Source organism: Uruburuella testudinis, assembly GCF_022870865.1.
Taxonomy (GTDB): domain Bacteria; phylum Pseudomonadota; class Gammaproteobacteria; order Burkholderiales; family Neisseriaceae; genus Neisseria; species Neisseria testudinis.
The window spans coordinates 2,582,098-2,603,223 of record NZ_CP091508.1; the positions used below are offsets into that span (position 1 = coordinate 2,582,098).

28 protein-coding genes and 1 tRNA gene are annotated in these 21,126 nt (G+C 51.2%); 7 read left to right on the top strand and 22 right to left on the bottom strand.

The window, feature by feature from the left end; all coding sequences use genetic code 11:
- Positions 1–302 precede the first annotated feature (302 nt).
- The 9 genes from LVJ83_RS11840 to LVJ83_RS11880 all read right to left on the bottom strand — a co-directional run bounded on the left by LVJ83_RS11840 (position 303) and on the right by LVJ83_RS11880 (position 5,806).
- Positions 303–626 carry a protein kinase family protein gene (locus LVJ83_RS11840; protein ID WP_244784872.1) on the bottom strand — a complete coding sequence of 108 codons (324 nt, stop codon included), beginning with the start codon at positions 624–626 and terminating at the stop codon, positions 303–305.
- Positions 627–630: 4 nt separating this feature from the next.
- Complete coding sequence (locus LVJ83_RS11845; protein ID WP_244784873.1) at positions 631–912, bottom strand: hypothetical protein; 282 nt, start codon at positions 910–912, stop codon at positions 631–633.
- Between the two features lie 139 nt (positions 913–1,051).
- The gene (locus LVJ83_RS11850) at positions 1,052–2,839 is read right to left on the bottom strand and encodes a DUF927 domain-containing protein (protein ID WP_342345074.1); all 1,788 of its coding nucleotides are present in this window, start codon (positions 2,837–2,839) and stop codon (positions 1,052–1,054) included.
- A 388-nt stretch (positions 2,840–3,227) separates the two neighbouring features.
- Positions 3,228–4,349, bottom strand: coding sequence for a DUF7146 domain-containing protein (locus tag LVJ83_RS11855; protein WP_244784874.1), 1,122 nt, complete (start codon positions 4,347–4,349; stop codon positions 3,228–3,230).
- Positions 4,339–4,674, bottom strand: coding sequence for a hypothetical protein (locus LVJ83_RS11860; RefSeq protein ID WP_244784875.1), 336 nt, complete (start codon positions 4,672–4,674; stop codon positions 4,339–4,341). Before LVJ83_RS11860 ends, LVJ83_RS11855 begins: the two co-directional genes overlap by 11 nt.
- Positions 4,671–4,850 (bottom strand): hypothetical protein, encoded by a 180-nt coding sequence (locus LVJ83_RS11865; protein WP_244784876.1) that lies wholly within the window; start codon positions 4,848–4,850, stop codon positions 4,671–4,673. The genes LVJ83_RS11860 and LVJ83_RS11865 overlap by 4 nt, the downstream gene beginning before the upstream one ends.
- Positions 4,851–4,863: 13 nt before the next feature.
- Complete coding sequence (locus LVJ83_RS11870) at positions 4,864–5,220, bottom strand: hypothetical protein (RefSeq protein WP_244784877.1); 357 nt, start codon at positions 5,218–5,220, stop codon at positions 4,864–4,866.
- Between the two features lie 164 nt (positions 5,221–5,384).
- The gene (locus tag LVJ83_RS11875) at positions 5,385–5,594 is read right to left on the bottom strand and encodes a hypothetical protein (RefSeq protein ID WP_244784878.1); all 210 of its coding nucleotides are present in this window, start codon (positions 5,592–5,594) and stop codon (positions 5,385–5,387) included.
- 2 nt (positions 5,595–5,596) lie between these two features.
- The gene (locus LVJ83_RS11880; protein WP_244784879.1) at positions 5,597–5,806 is read right to left on the bottom strand and encodes a hypothetical protein; all 210 of its coding nucleotides are present in this window, start codon (positions 5,804–5,806) and stop codon (positions 5,597–5,599) included.
- Between the two features lie 161 nt (positions 5,807–5,967).
- On the opposite strand from LVJ83_RS11880, the gene LVJ83_RS11885 reads away from it, so the two are divergent.
- Positions 5,968–6,126 carry a hypothetical protein gene (locus tag LVJ83_RS11885; protein ID WP_244784880.1) on the top strand — a complete coding sequence of 53 codons (159 nt, stop codon included), beginning with the start codon at positions 5,968–5,970 and terminating at the stop codon, positions 6,124–6,126.
- 211 nt (positions 6,127–6,337) lie between these two features.
- Here the strand turns inward: LVJ83_RS11885 and LVJ83_RS11890 are convergent, their stop codons facing one another.
- The 9 genes from LVJ83_RS11890 to tpiA form a co-directional block, all read right to left on the bottom strand.
- Complete coding sequence (locus tag LVJ83_RS11890; RefSeq protein ID WP_244784881.1) at positions 6,338–7,030, bottom strand: KilA-N domain-containing protein; 693 nt, start codon at positions 7,028–7,030, stop codon at positions 6,338–6,340.
- A complete protein-coding gene (locus LVJ83_RS11895; RefSeq protein ID WP_244784882.1) occupies positions 7,027–7,344 on the bottom strand; it encodes a helix-turn-helix domain-containing protein in 318 nt (105 codons plus the stop codon). Before LVJ83_RS11895 ends, LVJ83_RS11890 begins: the two co-directional genes overlap by 4 nt.
- Before the next feature lie 11 nt (positions 7,345–7,355).
- Positions 7,356–7,565: a helix-turn-helix transcriptional regulator gene (locus LVJ83_RS11900; RefSeq protein ID WP_244784883.1), complete on the bottom strand. Its 210-nt coding sequence runs from the start codon at positions 7,563–7,565 to the stop codon at positions 7,356–7,358.
- A gap of 113 nt (positions 7,566–7,678) precedes the next feature.
- Complete coding sequence (locus LVJ83_RS11905) at positions 7,679–8,554, bottom strand: hypothetical protein (RefSeq protein WP_244784884.1); 876 nt, start codon at positions 8,552–8,554, stop codon at positions 7,679–7,681.
- Between the two features lie 150 nt (positions 8,555–8,704).
- Positions 8,705–8,878, bottom strand: a complete 174-nt coding sequence (locus tag LVJ83_RS11910; protein WP_244784885.1) for a type II toxin-antitoxin system prevent-host-death family antitoxin — start codon at positions 8,876–8,878, stop codon at positions 8,705–8,707.
- A gap of 222 nt (positions 8,879–9,100) precedes the next feature.
- Positions 9,101–10,321 carry a tyrosine-type recombinase/integrase gene (locus LVJ83_RS11915; protein WP_244784886.1) on the bottom strand — a complete coding sequence of 407 codons (1,221 nt, stop codon included), beginning with the start codon at positions 10,319–10,321 and terminating at the stop codon, positions 9,101–9,103.
- A 220-nt stretch (positions 10,322–10,541) separates the two neighbouring features.
- Positions 10,542–10,627: transfer RNA gene (locus LVJ83_RS11920), tRNA-Leu, on the bottom strand.
- Positions 10,628–10,660: 33 nt separating this feature from the next.
- The gene (gene secG / locus LVJ83_RS11925) at positions 10,661–11,020 is read right to left on the bottom strand and encodes a preprotein translocase subunit SecG (RefSeq protein ID WP_244784887.1); all 360 of its coding nucleotides are present in this window, start codon (positions 11,018–11,020) and stop codon (positions 10,661–10,663) included.
- A 5-nt stretch (positions 11,021–11,025) separates the two neighbouring features.
- Positions 11,026–11,781 (bottom strand): triose-phosphate isomerase, encoded by a 756-nt coding sequence (gene tpiA, locus LVJ83_RS11930; protein WP_244784888.1) that lies wholly within the window; start codon positions 11,779–11,781, stop codon positions 11,026–11,028.
- A gap of 337 nt (positions 11,782–12,118) precedes the next feature.
- Here tpiA and LVJ83_RS11935 point away from each other — a divergent pair, with 337 nt between their 5' ends.
- The 3 genes from LVJ83_RS11935 to LVJ83_RS11945 all read left to right on the top strand — a co-directional run bounded on the left by LVJ83_RS11935 (position 12,119) and on the right by LVJ83_RS11945 (position 14,056).
- Positions 12,119–12,616, top strand: coding sequence for a GAF domain-containing protein (locus LVJ83_RS11935; RefSeq protein WP_244784889.1), 498 nt, complete (start codon positions 12,119–12,121; stop codon positions 12,614–12,616).
- 173 nt (positions 12,617–12,789) lie between these two features.
- Positions 12,790–13,446, top strand: coding sequence for a protein-L-isoaspartate O-methyltransferase family protein (locus LVJ83_RS11940; RefSeq protein WP_244784890.1), 657 nt, complete (start codon positions 12,790–12,792; stop codon positions 13,444–13,446).
- A 286-nt stretch (positions 13,447–13,732) separates the two neighbouring features.
- Positions 13,733–14,056 carry a rhodanese-like domain-containing protein gene (locus tag LVJ83_RS11945; RefSeq protein WP_244784891.1) on the top strand — a complete coding sequence of 108 codons (324 nt, stop codon included), beginning with the start codon at positions 13,733–13,735 and terminating at the stop codon, positions 14,054–14,056.
- Between the two features lie 282 nt (positions 14,057–14,338).
- On the opposite strand, the gene LVJ83_RS11950 is transcribed toward LVJ83_RS11945, so the two are convergent.
- The 4 genes from LVJ83_RS11950 to LVJ83_RS11965 all read right to left on the bottom strand — a co-directional run bounded on the left by LVJ83_RS11950 (position 14,339) and on the right by LVJ83_RS11965 (position 16,532).
- Positions 14,339–15,031 (bottom strand): LrgB family protein, encoded by a 693-nt coding sequence (locus LVJ83_RS11950; protein WP_244784892.1) that lies wholly within the window; start codon positions 15,029–15,031, stop codon positions 14,339–14,341.
- A complete protein-coding gene (locus LVJ83_RS11955) occupies positions 15,031–15,369 on the bottom strand; it encodes a CidA/LrgA family protein (protein WP_244784893.1) in 339 nt (112 codons plus the stop codon). Before LVJ83_RS11955 ends, LVJ83_RS11950 begins: the two co-directional genes overlap by 1 nt.
- Before the next feature lie 377 nt (positions 15,370–15,746).
- A complete protein-coding gene (locus LVJ83_RS11960) occupies positions 15,747–15,974 on the bottom strand; it encodes a hypothetical protein (protein ID WP_244784894.1) in 228 nt (75 codons plus the stop codon).
- Positions 15,975–15,983: 9 nt separating this feature from the next.
- Positions 15,984–16,532, bottom strand: coding sequence for a C40 family peptidase (locus LVJ83_RS11965; protein ID WP_425316006.1), 549 nt, complete (start codon positions 16,530–16,532; stop codon positions 15,984–15,986).
- 162 nt (positions 16,533–16,694) lie between these two features.
- Here LVJ83_RS11965 and LVJ83_RS11970 point away from each other — a divergent pair, with 162 nt between their 5' ends.
- From LVJ83_RS11970 to ppk1, 3 genes are all read left to right on the top strand, one after another.
- On the top strand, positions 16,695–18,347 hold the full coding sequence (locus LVJ83_RS11970; protein WP_244784895.1) for an ABC1 kinase family protein: 1,653 nt from the start codon (positions 16,695–16,697) through the stop codon (positions 18,345–18,347).
- A gap of 127 nt (positions 18,348–18,474) precedes the next feature.
- Positions 18,475–18,759 (top strand): hypothetical protein, encoded by a 285-nt coding sequence (locus LVJ83_RS11975; protein ID WP_244784896.1) that lies wholly within the window; start codon positions 18,475–18,477, stop codon positions 18,757–18,759.
- An 84-nt stretch (positions 18,760–18,843) separates the two neighbouring features.
- Entirely contained in the window at positions 18,844–21,057 is a 2,214-nt protein-coding gene (gene ppk1, locus LVJ83_RS11980; protein ID WP_280515214.1) for a polyphosphate kinase 1, read from the top strand.
- Positions 21,058–21,126 lie beyond the last annotated feature (69 nt).

The following is a 21,126-nucleotide window of genomic DNA, read 5'->3' on the forward strand; positions in this document are numbered from 1 at the left end:
GTTTTTCTCGCGCGTATGGCGTTTTTCAAATTCAACAATGGCTATGTTTTTTGCCTGATTGTTTCTTAATAGGAAATCATGGCCGTTTGTTTGACTGCATGGCCGTCTGAAAGTATGAATGGCCGGCTAGATGGAAAAGCGGCGATTATGGGTGTATTGGATGGCGGGTAAGGAATAAAGTCCGCTTCAATGGTAAAGCAGCTTAAACCGCTTATTTTCGGCCTTGGCTGCGGCCGATAAAAAACACCAACGGCGGGGCTGGTGTTTGTGTTTCGGCTGCTTGTCGGTTTGGCATACGTCGATTATGCAGCATTGCTGTTTTGGCTTTCGCGCTGTTTTAGTGTTTCGCGTATCAGCTCATTAGCCAGCATTTTTTGTTCGCTCTCGATAAAACGCGCCAAAATCTGCTTAATCAACGGCTGATAGCCTATGCCGTGAAAGGCAGCAATAGCTTTCAAATCGTCTATCATGCCCTGCTGCAAACGGATTGAAATAGGCTTTAAGCCTAGTGATTCGTCTAGGGCGTTCAAATCTATATCGGCGCGGCGGGCGTGTGCTTCGCTTGCTCCCAATTCTCGGCTCTCCCATTTTTCGGTGTCTTTGTGCATTTCGTCTTGGCTGTTCATGGCGTTAATCCTTGTATTTATCATAAATGCGTATTTCTTCACGGTTTGGCTCATACGCGGTTTTGATGATGGTGTTTGTGCCATCTTGAATAAAGACAATTTTTAATAAGCGGCCTTTATAGGTTTCGGCGATAAACCATAATGTAGGCGGCATGGTTTTGTTTTCGGCGCGCGTATCTTCCAATATGCCGCCGTCTCGGTTGGCAAAGGCTTCATGTATCTCCGCTTCACTAACTTTATGGCGCGTTACTATCTTGATTTGCACCGCTTCAGATATGCTTAACATGACTCCCCTTTCTGTATATACAAATCATAACGGGTTTATTTGTGCTTGTCCATTTGTTTAGACGGTATTAGACGGAATTAAACGATAAAAAACACCAGCGGCGGGGCTGGTGTTGTTTTTGGTGGTCGTTTGAAGTGACTTAGTCTTGGTTGGTGCTTTCGGGTGGCTCTATGCCCTCCAGCACATAAAAGCGGCCTTTACGGTATTTCTTTTGCTTCCAGCCTTTTTCAGGTTTCACCAGCCAGCCGATTTCATTCAATACGGCGCAAACTTTCTGTGTTTCGAAACTTTGGCAGATTTCGCTTTCAAACACGGCGGGAATAATCCAGTATTGCGGCTCGCCGTCTTGAGTAGCGGCTTCTTTGCGGTAGCCTGCATGATTGGTGTTGGTGTGGGGCTGTTGGTCGTTCCAGCCGATAAAGCGCAATGAATCGGCGTTTACCTGCATAAAATCGCCTGTCTGCTTGATAATGCGCATGTCTTCATGTTTGCCTGCCCCTGTGCGTGCCAGCCAAGCATCGAAGCATTGTTTTACACCTGCCATGCCTACCCCTGCGGCTAAGCTTGTTACGGGGGCGGCCAGCTCTAGGGCGGCGGCGGCAAGGGCGAAGCGTTTTGCTACTCTGCGGGCTTGGCCGCTCAATTCGGGCATGGTCTGCATAAAGGCGTTGATGCGTTCTTGTACTTTGGCGGGTGTGTCGGTGTTTATCTGGCGGATAAATGCGCAGCCTGCTGTACCGTGGTAATGGGCGGCAGCCTGTTGCAGATGCTCGCTCAATTCTGCTCCGCTGGCGTGGTGGTGCAGGGTGTCGTAAATGCCGTGCTTGGCAAAGGCGGGGATTGAGGGTAAACGGGCGGCTTGGCCTGCGTTCCATTCGGTATCATGCAAGCCCTGCATGATGCTGTCGGGGGTCTTTTCGCCTGTGGAAAGCAGCAATACGCGCCAGCGGCTTTGATGGCGGTTGCCTCCGTCTTTTGCACCTTGTGCTTTGTTGATGCCGTTCATGATGCCGTAAACGGTATTGCCGATTACGCGCGGGGCGGCTTGGTTGATTTCGTCCAACACCAACAGGCCATCGTTGCGGGCGGCGGCGGTGTTGGAAAAGGCCAGCCCTGTGCCTTGCCATGTCATCAGGGTTTCGGATGGATTGCCCCACACGCTCAAGGCAACACGGGCGGCGGTGGTTTTGCCGTCTGATGAATCGCCGTATAGATGGAAGCCGCCTGCTTCTGCGTTCAGCAGCGATAACAAGGGGGCGGCAAAAGCTGTGCCTAGGGCTAAGCATAGGCGGCTGTTGCCTGCTGCGTATTGCGCTATTTCGGCCTGCCATTGCTCAAGGCTGCCCGATTGTTGGTAGGCGGCGGCTTGGCTTTTGTCGCCGTGGTAGATGATTTTAGTGTCTTGATTACTTGGCTGGATGATTTCGCCGCTGGGCAAGATATACGCGCCATTATTCCAACCTGCTGTTTGGGTGATAATGTATTGTGTCTTGCTTCCTTGCTCTTGCAGATAGTCGGCCAGCCGCTCGCGCTTGGTGCGGCCTGAAAGAATGGTAATGCCCCATGCCTGCAAGCGCTGCCAGCCTTGGTTGGTGCCGATATCGGCGGCGGGGATGGCGGCGGTTTTGTTTTGGCGGGTGAGTTTATCGCGGTATTGAATCACGCGGTAATAGTTGCCGTCGGCATCTGCACCGCTGCCGACAAGGTCGATTGTGTCGGATAGGCGCAATGGGTCGGCTTCTGCGGTTTCGCCCTCTATGGTTTTTGTGCCAATGTAAAACACGCCTCTGCTGTCGCAAACATAGCGCGGCTTGATGGTAAACGGCTCAATGTCGGCTATGTTAATCAGCCCTGCGGCGGCAGCTTCGTTGGTGGCGGTTTTGATGCCGTCATGCAGTATTTCCGTTACTTGATTACTGTGCGGCAATGCTGATTCTTTGCCAAATATCAAGGCGTTTTCGGCCTGATTGCCGGTGTTTTTTGATATAATATCTGCACTTTTCATGCTATTGTTTCCTGGTGTTAAATAGTGTTTTGGGTGGGCCGTCTGAAATAATCAGGCGGCTTTTTTTTATCTGTTTGATCGGTTGTTTCGCTTTCTGCCAAGGCTTGCTGATATGCCTTGCTTTCAGCTTCTATCCGCTCTGCCAGTTGCTCCGTGCCGTCGCCCAAAGTTTCATAATCGGGCGGCAAGGCTGCAAGAAAATCGGTGATTCAATCGGTTTCGCGTTGCTGGTGTCGGGTCATGGCTGCTCTCCTGTTTTCAGACGGCTTCTATGGTTTTGATGCAAGCATTTGAGGCCGTCTGAAATTGATTAAATACTACTTTTTACTAAGTTTTCAGACGGTTTTAACTGCTGCCCGATTGCCCATGCGGGGCGCTTGCGCTTGTTCAGCTCGTCTAGTGCATCGCCTGTATCTTGCGGCTGCCACAATTTGACTTTGATGCCTTGTTTGATGGCTCGCACGGCTAAGCTGTGGGCGGCTTCGTAACCAATAGGGCGCGGTGTGTCATGGTCTGCCACAATCAGCAGCTCTTGCAGCCCATCAGGCAGCGTCAGCGCTTTCATGCCGCCTGCACTCAAACACGCCCACACGGGCAGGCAGAATAACTCGCGTGCGGCTAGGGCGCTTTCTATGCCCTCTGCCACACACAAGCGGCCTTGTTCATTCATCTGGTATAGCTGCACCGCTGCCCCTGTCAATGCGCCCTTGTAGCGGCTCTGCATCTTTTTGGCGGGTAGGCTTGCGCCTGTTTCGGGATGGTGGGTGTTCAGCTTGGTAAAGGTGGGCGTATGGTTGCCGTTTTCGCCATATGGTTTTATCCATGCGGGTTTGAGATAGGTTTGATGCAAGCCCTGTATTTCGCCGTCAAGATTGCAGATGGCGGCCAACATGGTGGGATGTGTGCCGATTTGCTGCGGTGTGCCGTCTGCAAGCTGTGTCCAGTAGGGCAATTCGGCATAGCGTAACATCTGTGGCAAGCCGTTCAGGGTCAAGCCCCTTCCCCGCAAATAAGCTGCTACGGGGTCTATTTCGCTCAAGGGCTGCGATTTGTTCCAAATTGATACCAACCTAGCCTGTTTGTCTTGAATGCGCTCTGCGGGCTTGTTTTCAGCCTTAATGAAGATTTGCGGAATCGGCGCGGCGGCGGTTAAGCCCAAAACGCCGGCAACGTGGTTCAGGGCGGTAGGAAAATCGCAATCCAAGAAGTGCATGACAAAGTGGAAGCCGTCACCGGCACCATTGCCGTAATGATTGCAAATAAACGAACCGCTACCGTCTCGGTCGTCAAAGCGGAAGCGGTCTTTACCGCCACATGCGGGGCATGGCCGGTGTTGGTTTGTCAGGCTTTCAGACGGCACACCAAGCGCGGTTAAAATACCGTGCCAGCGGTGTTGTGCTTCAGCCCTCACGGTGTCGGCGTTAAGCTTCATGGCGGCTACTCCCATTGTGGCCCGTTATCGCTTCCAAGCCGTCAAGAAAGGTTTCTTGTGCTTCAATCATGGCTTGCAGCGCTTGCAGCCGCTCGGTATGGGTGGCTACAGCCTGTTGTGCTTCGCGCAATACCTGCGGCGTGTTGCAGGCGGTGGCTGTTGTGCTCGTGATAGCGTTTAGCATGGCCTCCGCTCCGTCACGCTCTGCTTTGGCTTTCTGCAAAACAGCCTGAATGTTGTCCAATTGGTGGCGGGTGGCGCGTTTGATATGCGCGGCGCTCTGCTCAAGTAAGGTGGTGTGAATCAGTTTGTCGGTGTAGTTCATTTCGCTGCTCCTTTCGGTGTCGGATCATAAACCACGGCGGCCATCGGGTCGGCGGTATAGACTTGCTCCCATGTGGTGGCCTGCTCTGCTGCCATCGGCTCGGCCGTGGCGGGCTTGCAAGCATAGGCGGTCATCACAACAGCGGCGCTCAAAGCGGTGCGGATAGCGTATTTCATGGCGGTTATCCTTTCAGGCGCGTTGATCGGCGGTAAAGGCCAAATCAGCCAAATCATCGGCCAGCCTGCTTAAAATGTCTTGGCTCTCACCCAATAGCAGCGTTTGGGTTAAGCCGTGATATATTTCTACGCCTTGTAACTCTAAATCGTCTTTCGGCATCGCCGCCATTACTGCACCCATGCTGGTTTGAATATCGCTCAAGTGGCTTGATGCGCCCCGCATTAAATCGGCTAATGCCTCCGTATCGCGTTTGCCTAGCTGCTTAATCTGCGGCTCGGCCAGTTTGAACAGGTTATCCAGCAAGCTTCCAAGGCAGGTATAGCCTGCAACAGTGTTGATGGTTTTAGGGGTGCTGTTGTTGGTTTTCATAATATTTGCTCACTTTCCGGCGGTGCTGGTGTTGGTTTTCATGATTCCTCACTTTTGAGGTATTCAATAAAATCAATTGCTTACCAAAACACGCGCCAAATTGAAGATGTCATTTCTCCCTGCTGTAACGCATATCAGCAATAGCAAGGGGCGGTTATCGGGGGTTAGTTTGGCGTGTGGCCGTCTGAAAGCTGCCAGCCGTAACGACTGCAAAACAAACGCGCGGCCTGTAATGCGCTCTCACGTGTATCAGCAACGGCAATACGCTGCCAGCTCTGATTGTCAGGGCGCATGATTTCAACGGTGTAGCTGGTGTGTGGTTGGTCGGTATCCCATGTTTCGCGGCAAACACGATAAGCGGCGCTATGATTCATGGTTACACCTCCCCCGATACGATACGGCAAACACACCAGCGGCGGCCGGCCTGAATGATGTTGAAACGGTAAGGGCGGTTAATGCGTTGCAGGCGCTCGATATGGCGGCCTGCTTCGGCAAGGGTGTCAAAGCTGCGGATTTTTTGAGAAATAATCGGGCGCGTGAATGCGCTGCGGATAGGCTTTGCAGCCTGTGCTTGATGGTTTTGCATTTGAATGCTCTCTTTCTGTTTGGCTTAATCAAGCCGCTGCAACTTCTCACGGTTGCGGGGCGGCAAGCAAAGGGCAAAGGGTGAGAAACTGGCAAACAGAACCAGCAAGGCATAGCCTTACTTTGCCCCCGCTTACCATTGAAAGAGATAATGCAAGGGGAATGCAAGCGTACAAAATCCGCTTCAATCTTGTGAAGAATGGGGCGGCTGCTTGCCTGTTTGTTCAGCTTCTCACGGCTGAATCTGCTATTGAACAGATTGCCGTATTATTGACCTATTGCTTTCTGCTTCGCAAGCGCCAAATGCCTGCCAAAATTTAAAGGGTTGATTAAGCGGTGTTTTTTTGTTGGAAAATAGGCCGTCTGAATTTAATGGTGCTGATAAATTACTGAAAAATACTACCAAAAACACGATTATTGCGGTGTAGTAGGTGCGCTTGGTGCTGCCTGCCGTGCCTGCTTCTGCCCACGATAACATTATCAACGGTTACGCAATGATGCGCCTTATACTCAAACTGTTCTTGCTTTGGCGTCATACTGTTGCTCCTGTTGTTAAGGCCGCCTGAAAACGCTGCCGTATCGGTGCGGCCATATCGAACAACACGGCTTTTCTCTCTTGGTAGGGGCGGTTGTTTGCAATCAATACTGTGTTGCGTGCTTCAAGCTTTACCAACATGGATAACTGCTCTTTATCCAAGCTGTTGCGCTTAAGTGCCTTACGGCGGCCGCTTAATGCTTCATTGCACAATAACGCTTCATTGCTGTAATGATGGCTTTCTGTTGCCTTGCCTTCTGCCTCACGCTGTGCTTGCAAAACTTCGGCCATAATCTGAAAGCCTATCTTGCTTTCCTTACGCTCTGCTTGCCACACTTTGCCCCCGCTGATGATGTTTGCAATCTGCTCATCACACCAAACCGCAAAATCAACATCACACCAGCGGGCAAATACTATGGCTAGTTTCGGGTGTAACCATGTGCCGCCGTTATTGCCGCGCTTGCTTCTGATAAAACTGCTTTTTGTAATACGGGATTTTCCCGTATTTGAATTTTCCTGCTTTTCTTCTTCACGTTTGCATAAAGCGGCTATGTATCGCTCCGTTTCGGGCAGGCGTAACCATTCGTAAACCTGTTTTCCAAAATGCGCGGCAATTTCGGTAGCGTTGAACCATGCTTCACGATTGGCGGTAATTCCGCCGCCGTTATAGTTCAAAATAAGCAATTTCATGCTATTGCCCCTTTCTCTACTGCCAGCGTAAAAATGCCATGCTTCACGGTCTTGCCGTGCTTGTTAACGTGTGGCTGCATGGTGCAGATAATGGGATAACCGGCTGCCCGCAATTCACTGATTCGTGCCGGAAAGCCCATAATGCCCATTTGCGCCGCTTGGTAATGCGTGATGCTTTGGCCGCTCTGCAAAATAGCTAGGATTTCGCCACATTGAGATGCAGGGGAAAAGCGGTTATCATGGCGGGCGTGGTTGAGTCCGTCTGAAATGCTGGTGTTGGTGCCGGTGTTTGGGCGGCTGTTTTTTTGTTCCATAACGCCCCCCTTTATGCTCGATTGTTGGCGGCCAAATTACCGATATAGTCGCTGATTTCACTTTCCAGCCACGCGGTGCTGTTTTCCCCTACTTTAATCGGGCGGGGCAAGTCGGCGCGGTGATGGCGACTCTTTGGGTTGTTCCAGTTCCACCATGTGGAAACAGAAACGCCGAAAAGGTTGGCGCATTCTTTAGCGCGGATAAGTTTATTTGCTTGCATTGTGTTTTTTCCTATCGGGTTGTTATCCATAGGCAAAAGAATAGCCGCCCATCGGGGCGGCTTTAAGCCGGTAGCGTGTTGATTTCATGAAATAGCGTGCTGATTAGGGCAAATCAGCTTGCTGATTGGGTCTTCCTGAATTTATCTATCCATGAATCAACGGTCTTTGCTGATGGCGTATTTGGTGCGGGAATATCCCCTATTGCGATAAGGTCTAAAATCATCTTGTTCAACGCTGCCTTACCACCGCGCTGCTTTAGCAAATCTTGTTTTTCTGCTAGTAATTCGTTTACAGCCTTGATTGTCCCTGCTTTCTCATAAGGGCTTTGCTTGGCTAAACCTGCTTTTCTAGCCCTATTTGTGATTGTTTCTTTAGTTTGTTGAATTGCCAATCTTGCTTCCTGCTCTGCCTTAACAGCTTCGATAGCAGCATACTTTAATTTTCTTGATAACTTTTTTGTCCCTCTTACTCTCTTTGATTTATCTAATGCCTGCCTTTTCTTATGCTCAAAGTCCAATTGCTTTTTTAGCGTTTTATTCTGCAATATCAACCTGATATTTTCCATTTTTAACATAGTCAAACTATCATCTTTATTTGTATCTATTTGCTCCCTTAGCAAATCAATTTCTTGCTTGAGGCTAATATTTTCCCTTGCAAGCTCATCCCTTTTAGCCTTGTTCTGAAGATGCTTCTTTAGTTTTGTAGCTTCTGATAGCTCTTGTATTAATTTATCACGCAAACGCTTTATTCTTGCGTGCATTTCTTTAGATTCTCTCAAATATTTCCCTATCAATTGTGCATCATCGGGGCGCATCCTTTCTTCAAGCTCTCTGATAATAACTTCTTCCGCTTCCCATTCATTGAAAAAATCATCTTGATTAAAATCTTCAATACCTCTAGCGTCTTGTAAATCTTGAACATCAATAATGCTATAACTATTAGGATTTTGAAAATATTCTGATAAATCCTGTTCGTTCCAAGTGCTCATAAATCAATCCTTTTAATACCAAATAAAGCAATAAAGGTTTGTCATTGAATGAAATGTCCCATCAAAATCAAAACCACACCGGCAAGGCTGGGAAATGCCCTGTTTTCGCCGTTGGTAGTTAATCGCGGGCTAGGTGTGGCGGTAAACTTTTCAGACGGCCTTTTCCGTTTCCTGTGTTTGGCCGGTCAATTTCAGATATTCCGCATAAGTCATCAATACAAATTCAGGCTCGCCCCACTTGGTTACGATAACCGGCGCGGTTTGTGCTACCTGCTTCGCCTTTCCGCTGTGCCGGTTAAATTCACGGCTCGCCATGGTTTGCATGATGTTTTTTTCTTGCTTGGAACTAGGATAATGTACCTGCGCTTAATTATGCAATAGACGGCATTAAACGGCGTTGCACAATACAGGCAACAAAAAGCCCCGCCGCATTGTAAACGGGCAGGGCTGTATTTTTTCAGGCTGCAAACCGTATAAAATTCATCTTAGAACGATATAAAAAAAGAACGATATAAAAAAAACACCAGCGGCGGGGCTGGTGTGTTTTCAGACGGCCTTTGTTTCTCCGCCTGCTTCAAGCATGGCTAGTGCTTCCTGATAATGGCCGCGCAAAAAGTCGCTATACCATTGCATAAATTCGATACGCTCGGCCATATAGTCGGCTCGGTTGTAGGCTGCTCTAATCCTGTTTTCTTCAATGTGGGCTAACTGCCTTTCAATGGCATCACGGTTATAGCCCTGCTCATTCAGAATGCTGCTTGCTAGTGAGCGGAAACCGTGGGGCGTGGCAATGCCTTTGTAGCCTATACGCTCGATAATGCGGGTTAATGTAGCATCTGAAATAAATCCTTGTGCTTTGGTGCGGCTGGGGAATAAGTAGGGCGTGTGGCCTGTTTGGGCGTGTAGCTCTTGTAGCAGCGCTAACGTCCAATCTGCCAGCGGCACGGCATGGCCGCGTTTCATTTTCATTCTTTCGGCCGGAATGTTCCACACCTTATTTTCAAGGTCGATTTCTTGCCATTCTGCACCCCGCAATTCGGTGCTTCGTAAAAACACCAGCATGGTAAGCAGCATGGCTATGCGGTTTTTGTGGTCTATATCCGCTTGCAGCAATTTTTGATAAAAGGCGGGCAATTCTTCTCTTGGCAAGGCGGGCATATGCGTGGTTTCTTTTTTCTCAAAGTGGCCGCGCAATGGCAATGCTGGGTTTCGGTCGGTTAATTCCAGCTTGGCGGCATGTTGGTAAACCGCGCCTATCCATTGCCGTATCTTTTCCGCGCTCACACTCGCCCCGCGCTGGTGTATTTTTTCGATGACGGCTTTCACGTCTGCTACTTTGATTTCATCAATCGCCATCTTACCGATATGTGGGAAAACATCTTTTTCCATATCGGCCATAATACGGGCGGCGTGGTTTTGCTTCCAGCGGTGTAGATTTTCGGTATGCCATTGCCGTGCCAAATTCTCAAAGTTATTTAGCAAAGCTGCCTTACGCTCTTGTTTGGCCTGTTGCTTCATGGCGGCGGGGTCTTGGCTTTGTGCAATCATACGGCGGGCATTCTCGGCTGCTTCTCGCGCTTCCACTAAGGATATTTCGGGGTATTTACCGATTGAAAGCAATTTCTCTTTGCCGCTTATACGGTACTTCAACCGCCATAGCTTGCCGCCTGCCGGTGTGATTTGCAGATACAGGCCGCCACTATCAGCCAGTTTGTAGGCTTTATCAGCCGGCTTTGCATTCTTTATTTGGCGGTCGTTTAGTGGCATTTGGGGGTATTTTTTCAGGGGTATTTTTCAATACCCCCAAATATACCCCCAATTTATGCTTTATTCAATTAGACGGCATTAGATGATATTAGACAAGAGAAACAGGATAACCACACCAGTAAATCACGCCACAAGCCTTTATTCATCAGGATTTGCACGATGGGATTAAACGGCATTAGACGTAAAAAACCGCCTGATTTTCAGACGGTTTTTCTTTTGATGGTGCCGACAATGAGACTTGAACTCATACGACCTAGGGTCACTACCCCCTCAAGATAGCGTGTCTACCAATTCCACCATGTCGGCATAAACTTTAAATTGTGGCTGCTGCAAATTGTATTACTGTTGCGGTGAGGAACCGCTGTTTTGTGCCGGAATCTGCTCCAGCGGCTGTTGCTGCGTTTGTGCAGGCTGGCTTTGTTCTACCGTGCTGAAATCCAAGCCGTGGCTTTTTGCATTGGTATGGATATAAACCAGCGCCATGCAGCTTACAAAAAACAAGGTTGCGGCGATAGCCGTGCTTCTGCTCAGGAAGTTGGCGTTACCGCCGGAACCAAACACGCCTTGGGCGCTGCCGGTTCCCGAACCGAAGGTTGCGCCGGCATCCGCACCTTTGCCCTGCTGCATCAACACCAGCACGATAACGGCCAATGCGGCAAAGATGTTCACAATCCAAATAACGGTTTTAAAGGCTTCCATAATCTCTATGATTCTTGTGCGGCATTAATAATGGAGGTAAATGAATCATAAGATAATGATGCACCGCCGACCAAAGCGCCGTCTACGCAGGGCACGGCGAATATATCGGCTGCATTACCTGCATTCACACTTCCGCCATAAAGAACGCGGATTCTAACATCGCTTCCGCACAAAGACAATATCTGCTGATAAATAAATTCGTGCATTTCGGCGATTTGCTCAATGGTGGCGACTTTGCCCGTGCCGATGGCCCACACCGGCTCATAGGCAACGGCGATATTTTTTGTATTCAGCCCGGCCAAAATCGAGAGTTGGTGTGCGATGACCTCTTTGGCCTTATTCTCTTCCCGCTCTTGCAGGCTTTCGCCCACGCATAACAACGGTGTGAGGCCGACTGCCAACACGTTTTCCATTTTCTGGCGCTGGATTTCGTTTTTTTCACCGAAATACAGGCTGCGCTCAGAATGGCCGATGAGCACGATATCCACACCGATATCGGCCATCATCTCGGCCGACACTTCGCCCGTGTAGGCACCGTTGCCGGGAAAGCGGCTGACATCTTGCGAACAGGTAAGAATGCGGTTATTCAACACAATCTGCATGGCATTGTGCAGCTGCAACAGGTAAACAGTGGGGGCGGCCAGGCCGATGGTAACTTTGTCGGCAGCAGGCAAAATGCGGAAACGGTGCATTAATGCATTATTGTTTTGCAGACGGCCGTTCATTTTCCAATTGCCGATTACCCATTTTTGCGACCACATATGGCTGGTTCCTTTTTGATTTGCTGATTCAGGTGCCCACTCGCGCCTGCTGCCTTACATTTGTAATCAAGTGTAGCGGGTATTGTAATCAAGTGTAGCGGGTATCAAGTGTAGTAAATTATGAATAAATTAGCAATACTGATGCTGCGGCATCTGCCCGAAACAGGGGCCGGCCGTAACCGCCAAGCCCCGGTGCTTGACCGCAACCGCAACTGCCGCAACAATACCCATAGGCCGTCTGAAAACAAGCCAGAAAGGCGCATGCAGGCGCAATGCCCAAAAGCGACCGGCTTGATGGGCGTTTTGAATCATTTACTTTACCCTGTTTGATCCGACTATGCATACTCTTGATATCCGCCAAACCGACAAAGCCGCCCTCTATCGCGAAATACTGCCGCAAATCGAGCATTTGATTGCCGGCGAGCCTTCGCTGACGGCCAATCTGGCCAATATTGCCGCTGTATTGAAAACGGCGTTTGGTTGGCTGTGGGTCGGTTTTTATCTGCCCGAACACGACACCCGCCAGCTGGTGCTCGGCCCATTCCAAGGCCCGCCGGCGTGCACGCGTATTGCTTATGGCCGCGGCGTATGCGGCCAGGCTTGGGCATCCGCCAATACGCTGATGGTGCAAGATGTCGGCGCCCATCCCGACCACATTGCCTGCTCTGCATTATCGCAATCGGAAATTGTGGTGCCGGTATTTAACAGTAGCGGGCAGCTTTTCGCGCTGTTGGACGCAGATGCCGACACCATCGGTCGTTTTGACGCGACCGACGCGCAATATTTAGGCGAACTGGCCGCCATCATCGCCCGACACCACCAACAGGCCGTCTGATACCCATTCAAAAACAACCCGGCTGCCTTAAACCGCCCCACCGCCCGCCACCTGGCCGGCTTACTTTTCAGAATCGGCATGAATACTGTTAAATCGGCAGTAAAACCATTATAATCACGCGATAAGCCGTTTTATCCCACTCTATAACATAACCGTCAACTGCGGAGCACAGCATGAACTTCGAAAAAGCACGTTTCAATATGGTAGAACAGCAAATCCGTCCTTGGGATGTGCTGGACTTCGGTATTTTGGACGCATTGGGCGACATTCCGCGTGAAGCTTTTGTCAGCGATGCGCAAAAACCCTACGCTTATTCCGACAAAACCCTGCCGCTGCCCAATGGTGGCAGCATGCTGGAGCCGAAAATCGTGGCTCGCATGATTCAAGGTTTAGATTTGCAGCCTGCCGACAATGTGCTTGAAATCGGCACCGGCTCCGGCTATGCCGCGGCGCTGCTGTGTAAAATGGCTGCCAACGTTACCACCATCGACATTGATACTGCGCAACAACAGCGCGCCCAAGCCGTGCTCGACAGCCTCGGCTACCGCAACATCACCTACCAAACCGGCGACGGCCTCGCCGGCGAAGCCGTTGGCGCACCGTTTGACGCCATTTATATCGGCGGCGGCGTCAACAATGTGCCCGAAAATCTGCTGCAACAGCTGAAAAACGGCGGCCGCATGGTGGTGGTGGTCGGCGATGCACCGGTGCAACGCGCCCTCCGGTTTGTTCGCAACGGCGATACTTTTGTGGAAACCACACTGTTTGACACCCTGATTCCCAAACTTTCCAGCAAAACCGATGCCCCTACGGCCAAATTCAGTTTCTGATTGAAGCCGAAATATCCTGGAGCCTTAGGGTGCTCTGGCCATTCAGAATGATTCAGATTTTTTGTGATAAAAGTGCAGATGCCAGGCAAAAAACGCAGCAAGATCGGGCATCTTTCGAGGCTTTTTAACACAACAGATGTGCTTTTCGCGCAAAAAAGATGATGATATATGAATGGTCAGGATACCCTAGCATTCTCATTGCTATCCCTCAAACATCAAGGCCGTCTGAAACTTTGTCCAACCATATTTCAGACGGCCTTACCTTATTGACGAATGAGAACCACACATGAATATTCCCCAACTCTCACCGGCCGCATTACAGCAATGGCTGGCGGAAGGCCGACCGCTTACGTTGCTGGATGTACGCGAAGACGACGAAGTAGCCATCTGCGCCCTGAGCGGCCATGTCCACATTCCGATGAACCTGATTCCGCTGCGCCACAACGAGCTGCCCGACGACCAACCGATTGTGGTGTATTGCCACCACGGTATGCGCAGCCTCTACAGCGCCATGTATTTGGCCGATGCGGGGTTTGAAGAAGTCTACAACCTGCAAGGCGGAATTGACGCCTGGTCTGTCGAAATCGATACCGACATGCCGCGCTATTAAACCTGCCGAATCCGCCCGCTTAAATATGCAGGCTCTGCAAAAAACGCTTTAACCCATGCACAAAAATAATCTCACGGCATTGACTCGCCTTGTCAGCTTACTTTTGTGAATGGGTATGATAAAAACTTGAGGCCGTCTGAAAGCATGTGTTTTCAGACGGCCTCAAACCGCTAGAGTGTTCTGATGTGTCGTTTATAAAGGGATTTTTGCTCCTGGCATCTGTACTTTTAACACAAAAAATCTGAATCATTCTGAATGGTCAAAACACCCTATCCAACCCTATCAAATCCCCATCAGCGGAATCAGCAACGGCACCAGCGCCGCGGTAAGCACGCCGTTGAAAATCAGGCCTAAGCTGGCATAAGCGGCAAATTTGCGGCTGCGCTCCATGGCCGCACTGATGCCCATCGCATGAGAAGCCGCGCCGATGGAAATGCTTTGTGATGTGGGGGTGCGGATGGTGCTGGCATGCAGCAGCTTGAAACCGACCATCTGCCCCATCATGCCGGCCAAAATCACTGTGGCCGCGGTGATGGCGGGAATGCCGCCGATGGTGCGGGTAATCTCAATCGCAATCGGATTGGTTACCGACTTGGCCGCCAACGACAAAACCACTTCACGATCCGCGCCCATCCACTTGGCAATGTACACGCCGCTGACAATACCGGTAATGCTGCCCGCGCCTTGTGAGGCAATAATCGGCAACCATTGGCTGCAGATTTTTTCCCAGTTGAGATAAAGCGGCACCGCCAGCGACACCACCGCCGGCTTCAGCCAAAAATCAATCATCTGCCCGGCTTCATAATAAGTGGCATAGTCAATGCCAAACACTTTCAGATACACAATCATGCTGGTAGAGCTGAGTACCACCGGATTGCATAAAATACTGCCGGTGCGGGCGCGCACGATATTGGTCATCCAATAAACGGTTACCGTCAGAAACAGCAGCACCGCGGGATGGGAAAGCATGGCCATTACCAATACCTCCTCACCAGCTCATGCACTTTGCCGCTGACAAACAACACCAAAAACGTGCTCACGATGGTGGCAGTGAAAATCGATAAAAAATCGCGCCCCACCACATCCAGATAGCTCATCACGGCCACACAGGGCGGCACCAGAAACAGCGCCAGATTGCCCATCAACACATCCACCATCTGCTGCAACCAGGCGGTTTTCACCCAGCCCGCCTGCAAGGCGGCAAACAGCAGCCCCATGCCGATAATGCTGCCCGGCAGCTTGATGCCGGTAAAATACACCACGCCCTCGCCCAATGCGAGAAAGCCGAAAATAATACTCAACGCCCTAATCATGCCATTCCTCTTTCTTTTTTCCTGCATGCCGCCAAACCATCTCGGTGTTCCACATTCCGGCAGAAGGCCGGGTTGTTAAACTATGTAAATCATAACCGCACAAAGGCCATCTGAAAAGCCCGGCAGCGTTGTTTACACAATAAAAAAAGAATCCATGCGGATTCCGTTTGCCCATGCCCTACCGGCTAGAACATCCCGATCATTCATTTACAAGGGGATTTTTGCTTCTGAAAACGCAGCAGATGCGTTTTCAGAAGCAAAAATCCATAAATCGAATGTTCAGGACGCCCTAGGGTGTCCTGACAATTCAGAATGATTCAGATTTTTTGTGATAAAAGTACATCTGCTGCGTTAAAAAGATGATGATATATGACACATCATGACACCCTAGGCTTTTTATAAGGGTTCTCCAGCCCGTCAATCAGGCTGCGCAGGTAATCGCGCAACTGCGCTTCGCCACAGCCCATCAACAACGCATCTTCAAAGGCATCTTGGGCGGTTTGATAAAGCTCGCTCATGTTTTCAGTCATTACCTTGATTTTTTCGGTACACGACACGATTTGATCGTCGTCATCATACCATTTCGGCATTTCCGGCATGCTCATGCTGTTTCCTTACTGTAAAAACCGTGACGGGTCATTTTTTTGCACCCGTCGGGCAGTAACATATTTGCTGTTCCAATATTTATTGCTCAAGCTGGTAATCTCAATACTTTTGCCCGTTCGCGGCGCATGAATGAAACGGTTGTTGCCGATATACAGCCCCACATGCGAGATACGCCGCCCGGCGGTGTTGAAAAACACCATATCGCCGGGTTGCAGATTGCTGCGGCTCACCGCCACACCCATGCGTGCCTGCTCGGCAGACGTGCGCGGCAGGCTGATTTGCATGCTGCGGCGGAAAATATGCTGCATAAAGCCGCTGCAATCAAAGCCCGTGCTGGCCGAAGTACCGCCATAACGGTAAGCCACGCCCAAGAGCCCCATGGCACTGCCGATGAGGTTGTCGGCTTCATTGCGGCTGATTTCGCGGCCGCCGCCGGCATTGGCAAAGCCCTGGTTGTTGTTGATAAACTGTTCCAAATCATCTGCCCGCGCCATTCCGGCCGACAGCAGCATCCAAACCGAGGTCAAGATAACAAAAAATCGCTTCCAATCATTCATGCACATACATTCCGTTGATTCTGATGCCGTCTGAACGCGTTTCAGACGGCCTTTTCTTTATTTTCCGCCAAAGCAGGGGGTTCCGCCTTTTGCAGAAGCAGCGCCCGTTATGTGCTATGCTGTTCCTAATTCTTCTATAGGCGCACACAATACAGCAAAATCATGATGATTCCAACTCTACTGGCCATGCGCGATTTTTCACGGATGCGCGAAATCATCGCCATTCTTTCCAAACACGGCCTGGGCGAATTCGTCCAGCGCATCAAGCTGTCGCACAAAAGCGTAACCGGCGATATCGGCCCCTTGCCCGAAAGCCGCTATATGAGCACGCCGCGGCGTTTCCGGCGGGCATTTGAGGAGCTGGGGCCCACGTTTGTCAAACTCGGCCAAGTGCTCTCCACCCGCGTAGACATTTTCAACCCCGAATGGATAGAAGAATTCGAACAGCTGCAAAGTGATGTGGCGCCGATTGCCACCGCCGACATCCGCGCTCTGATTGAGGCACACCTGAGCCGCCCTTATCACGAAGTGTTCAAACACATCGACCCCAAGCCCATCGGCAGCGCTTCCATCGCCCAAGTGCACCGCGCAGAGCTGGCCGACGGCACCGTGGTGGCGGTTAAAATCAAGCGCCCCGACATCGAGCCAACCATACAGGCTGATTTACGCATTTTAACCCACCTGGCCAACCTGATCGAATCGGAAATCCCCGAAACACGCCGTTACCAGCCGGTGCAGATGGTGCAATATTTCGCCCGCAGTCTGGCCAAAGAAACCGATTTATCGGTAGAGCTGCGCTATATGCAGCGCTTTGAGGCCACTTTTGCCGGCCACGAATACATTCATATTCCCAAAGTTTACCAAGAATATTCCAATCGTCATATCCTGGTGCAAGAATTTATCGGCGACAAGTTGCTCAAAAACCTCACCCCCGCCACGCTGGCCGCCGATACCCGCCGCACCCTGGCCAACCGCATTACCGACACCTTGTTTACCATGATACTCAAACAAGGCTTTTTCCATGCCGACCCCCATCCGGGCAATATTTTCGTCAACGATGCCGGCCGCATCACCTTGATCGACTTCGGCCTTGTCGGCCACCTCAGCAGCACCCGCCGCCGCGAAATCATCGACTTAATCAACGCACTCACCCACCGCGACCAATTCACCATGCAATACGTATTGAGCAACTGGGCGCAGGGCGAATTACCCGATGAAAACCTGCTCGGCGCCGATGTGCTCGAAATGCTGCTCAACTACGAACACACGCCCATGCGCGATTTGCGCATCAGCCAAGTTATCAACGACATCACCCAAATCATGCGCCAACACGGCCTCACCCTGCCCGGCGATCTGGTGATGCTGTTCAAATCGCTGATTACACTCGAAGGCGTGGTCAAGCGGCTCGACGGCAGTGCCGAATTGCTGGAACAGGCCAAGCCCATTGTTGCCGAAGTATTCAAAGAGCGCGCCTCGCCCGAACACGTGATGCGCAAAAGCAAAATGCACATGCAAACGCTGCTGCAAGCTGTTGACGAGCTGCCGCAAAACCTGTTCCGGCTCAGCCGCCGCATTCAAAAAGGCCAAATCAGCATCGGCCTCAATCTGAAGCAGGCCGACCACATCATCCACCAAATCGACAAAGCCACCAACCGCCTGACCATGGGCATTGTGACCGCCGCGCTGATTATCGGCTCGTCAATTGTGATGAGCATCGACACCGGCTCTAAATTCATCGGCTTTATCGGCTACCTGCTCGCCTTTGCCAACAGCCTGTGGATTATCTGGTCGATTTGGCGTTCGGGCAAACACTAGGGTGTCCTGATGTGCCATATACCATCATCTTTTTTGCACTAAAAGCACATCTGCTGCGGTTTCAAGAGCAAAATACACCCTTAAACCGAATGGTCAGGACACCCTAGGGTGTCCTGACCATTTGTTTATGAGGAGATTTTTGCCCCTGAAAATGCAGATGTCAGGCAAAAAACGCAGCAAGATTGGACATCTTGCGAGGCTTTTTAACGCAGCAGATGCGTTTTCAGGGGCAAAATACACCCGTAAATCGAATTGTCCGGACACCCTAGGGTGTCCGGACAATTCAGAATTATTCAGATTTTTTGTGATAAAAGTGCAGATGCAAGGCAAAAAACGTAGCAAGATTGGGCACCTTGCGAGGCTTTTTAACGCAGCAGATGTGCTTTTATCACAAAAAGATGATGATATATGAATTGTCAGGACACCCTAGGCCGTCTGAACAAACAAGTTGTCACAAACAACCCGGCCGCGCCCGCTGTCTGGCAGGCTGCGCGACATGCGAAACCGCTCGGCCACACTTTTAAAAATGAAGCGCAAAGTTTCAGACAGCCTGCCGTTCCATATGATGATTAAGTTGAACGGCTATATCAATCTGTCACAAAAAACCGCTATACTTAAGCGTTTGCAAAACCAACACAATCAGGGATCAACCATGCCGGAACAAAACCGCCTGCTCTGCCGCGAGCTGGGTCTGCTCGCCTTCAACCGCCGCGTATTGGCGCAAGCTCAAGATGCCCGAGTGCCGCTGTTGGAGCGCCTGCGCTTTTTATGCATCGTATCCTCCAACCTCGATGAATTTTTCGAAGTGCGCATGGCCTGGCTCAAACGCGAACACAAACTGCGCCCCACCACCTTGCTCGACAACGGCAAAACGCCGTCTGAAACCATCGCATCAGTGTCGGCCGAAGCACACAAAATCATTCAAGAGCAATACGCCCTGTTTAACGACGAGCTGCAACCAGCGCTGGGCAAAGAAGGCATCCACTTCTACCGCCGCCGCAACTGGACACCCGCACAACGCGCCTGGATTGAAAACTATTTCGACCGCGAGCTGTTGCCGATTCTTACCCCCATCGGCCTCGACCCTTCGCATCCCTTTCCCCGCCCGCTCAACAAATCGCTCAACTTCGCGGTAGAGCTGGAAGGCAAAGATGCATTCGGCCGCGCCTCAGGCATGGCGATTGTGCAGGCGCCGCGCATCTTGCCGCGCGTATTGCAGCTGCCCGCCCCCTTGTGCGACGGCGACAACGGCTTTGTCTTTTTATCCTCCATTCTGCACGAATACGTTTACAAACTCTTCACCGGCATGGAAGTCAAAGGCTGCCACCAATTCCGTCTCACCCGCGACAGCGACCTCACGGTTGACGAAGAAGACTTAAAAAACCTGCGCGCCGCCATTCAAAGCGAGTTGCACGACCGCGAATACGGCGACGGCGTACGCCTGGAAGTGGCCGATACCTGCCCCGAACACATCAGCGATTTTCTGCTCAGCCACTTCAAGCTCGCCCGCAACGAGCTGTATCAGGTTAAAGGCCCCGTCAACCTGGTGCGCCTGATGGCCGTGCCCGACATGGTGGCCCGCCCCGATTTGAAATTCAAGCCCTATACCGCCGGCATACCGAAACGCCTGCGCAAAGGCAACTCGATTCTTGCTGCTGCGCGCGACAAAGATATCTTGCTGCACCACCCCTACCAATCGTTTGACCCGGTGGTGCAATTTATCCGCGAAGCCTCCACCGACCCCGCCGTTGTCGCCATCAAAATGACCATCTACCGCACCGGCAGCAACTCCGAGCTGGTACGGGCGCTGATGAAAGCCGCCTTGGCGGGCAAACAGGTTACCGTGGTGGTCGAACTGATGGCGCGCTTTGATGAAGCCAACAACGTCAACTGGGCGCAACAGCTTGAAAATGCCGGCGCCCACGTGGTATACGGCGTGTTCGGCTACAAAATCCACGCCAAAATGATGCTGGTTTTACGTCGGGAAGAAGGCCAGCTCAAACGCTATGCCCACCTGGGTACCGGCAACTACCACCAAGGCACCTCGCGCATCTACACCGATTTCGGCCTGATTACTGCCGATGAGCAAATCACCGCCGACGTCAACACGCTGTTTCTCGAAATCACCGGCCTCGGCCAGCCCATGCACCTGAACAAGATTTACCAAAGCCCGTTTACCCTGCACAAAATGATTATCGACAACATCGGACGCGAAGCCGAACACGCCAAAGCCGGCAAAAAAGCCCGCATTATGGCGAAAATGAATTCCCTTATCGAGCCCAGCGTGATTGAAGCACTGTATGCCGCCAGCGCCGCCGGTGTGGAAATCGATTTAATCGTGCGCGGCATGTGTGCCTTACGCCCCCAAGTGCCGGGCTTATCAGACAACATCCGCGTGCGCTCGATTATCGGCCGCCAGCTCGAACATTCCCGCATTTACTATTTTTACAACCAAGGCGAAGAGCCCACCTATATTTCCAGCGCCGACTGGATGGGGCGCAATTTCTTCCGCCGCATCGAAACCTGCACCCCCGTCGAACAGCCCGAGCTGAAAGCCCGCGTAATCCGCGAAGGCCTCACCCTCGCCCTTGCCGACAACCGCCAGGCCTGGCAGATGCAGCCCGACGGCAGCTACCTGCGCCTGCATGCGGCTGAAGGCGAAGCCGAAGTCAGCCTGCAAGAAGACCTGTGGGCAGAATTCGGCACTTAAACATCAGCAGCGCCGGCCATTTGGTTTTCAAGCGCCGCAACGATGTAAAAAAAACGAGCCGTCTGAATT

Coding starts and splice junctions, on each gene's coding strand:
- LVJ83_RS11940 (WP_244784890.1), top strand. CDS start 12,790: ATGAACTTCGAAAAAGCACGTTTCAATATGGTAGAACAGCAAATCCGT.
- LVJ83_RS11875 (WP_244784878.1), bottom strand. CDS start 5,594: ATGAATCATAGCGCCGCTTATCGTGTTTGCCGCGAAACATGGGATACC.
- LVJ83_RS11855 (WP_244784874.1), bottom strand. CDS start 4,349: ATGAAGCTTAACGCCGACACCGTGAGGGCTGAAGCACAACACCGCTGG.
- LVJ83_RS11845 (WP_244784873.1), bottom strand. CDS start 912: ATGTTAAGCATATCTGAAGCGGTGCAAATCAAGATAGTAACGCGCCAT.
- LVJ83_RS11915 (WP_244784886.1), bottom strand. CDS start 10,321: ATGCCACTAAACGACCGCCAAATAAAGAATGCAAAGCCGGCTGATAAA.
- LVJ83_RS11970 (WP_244784895.1), top strand. CDS start 16,695: ATGATGATTCCAACTCTACTGGCCATGCGCGATTTTTCACGGATGCGC.
- LVJ83_RS11945 (WP_244784891.1), top strand. CDS start 13,733: ATGAATATTCCCCAACTCTCACCGGCCGCATTACAGCAATGGCTGGCG.
- tpiA (WP_244784888.1), bottom strand. CDS start 11,781: ATGTGGTCGCAAAAATGGGTAATCGGCAATTGGAAAATGAACGGCCGT.
- LVJ83_RS11870 (WP_244784877.1), bottom strand. CDS start 5,220: ATGAAAACCAACAACAGCACCCCTAAAACCATCAACACTGTTGCAGGC.
- LVJ83_RS11960 (WP_244784894.1), bottom strand. CDS start 15,974: ATGAGCATGCCGGAAATGCCGAAATGGTATGATGACGACGATCAAATC.
- LVJ83_RS11895 (WP_244784882.1), bottom strand. CDS start 7,344: ATGGAACAAAAAAACAGCCGCCCAAACACCGGCACCAACACCAGCATT.
- LVJ83_RS11955 (WP_244784893.1), bottom strand. CDS start 15,369: ATGATTAGGGCGTTGAGTATTATTTTCGGCTTTCTCGCATTGGGCGAG.
- LVJ83_RS11865 (WP_244784876.1), bottom strand. CDS start 4,850: ATGAAATACGCTATCCGCACCGCTTTGAGCGCCGCTGTTGTGATGACC.
- LVJ83_RS11860 (WP_244784875.1), bottom strand. CDS start 4,674: ATGAACTACACCGACAAACTGATTCACACCACCTTACTTGAGCAGAGC.
- LVJ83_RS11935 (WP_244784889.1), top strand. CDS start 12,119: ATGCATACTCTTGATATCCGCCAAACCGACAAAGCCGCCCTCTATCGC.
- LVJ83_RS11950 (WP_244784892.1), bottom strand. CDS start 15,031: ATGGCCATGCTTTCCCATCCCGCGGTGCTGCTGTTTCTGACGGTAACC.
- LVJ83_RS11910 (WP_244784885.1), bottom strand. CDS start 8,878: ATGCAAACCATGGCGAGCCGTGAATTTAACCGGCACAGCGGAAAGGCG.
- LVJ83_RS11975 (WP_244784896.1), top strand. CDS start 18,475: ATGAGGAGATTTTTGCCCCTGAAAATGCAGATGTCAGGCAAAAAACGC.
- LVJ83_RS11885 (WP_244784880.1), top strand. CDS start 5,968: ATGCAAGCGTACAAAATCCGCTTCAATCTTGTGAAGAATGGGGCGGCT.
- ppk1 (WP_280515214.1), top strand. CDS start 18,844: ATGCGAAACCGCTCGGCCACACTTTTAAAAATGAAGCGCAAAGTTTCA.
- secG (WP_244784887.1), bottom strand. CDS start 11,020: ATGGAAGCCTTTAAAACCGTTATTTGGATTGTGAACATCTTTGCCGCA.
- LVJ83_RS11890 (WP_244784881.1), bottom strand. CDS start 7,030: ATGAAATTGCTTATTTTGAACTATAACGGCGGCGGAATTACCGCCAAT.
- LVJ83_RS11840 (WP_244784872.1), bottom strand. CDS start 626: ATGAACAGCCAAGACGAAATGCACAAAGACACCGAAAAATGGGAGAGC.
- LVJ83_RS11900 (WP_244784883.1), bottom strand. CDS start 7,565: ATGCAAGCAAATAAACTTATCCGCGCTAAAGAATGCGCCAACCTTTTC.
- LVJ83_RS11965 (WP_425316006.1), bottom strand. CDS start 16,532: ATGAATGATTGGAAGCGATTTTTTGTTATCTTGACCTCGGTTTGGATG.
- LVJ83_RS11880 (WP_244784879.1), bottom strand. CDS start 5,806: ATGCAAAACCATCAAGCACAGGCTGCAAAGCCTATCCGCAGCGCATTC.
- LVJ83_RS11905 (WP_244784884.1), bottom strand. CDS start 8,554: ATGAGCACTTGGAACGAACAGGATTTATCAGAATATTTTCAAAATCCT.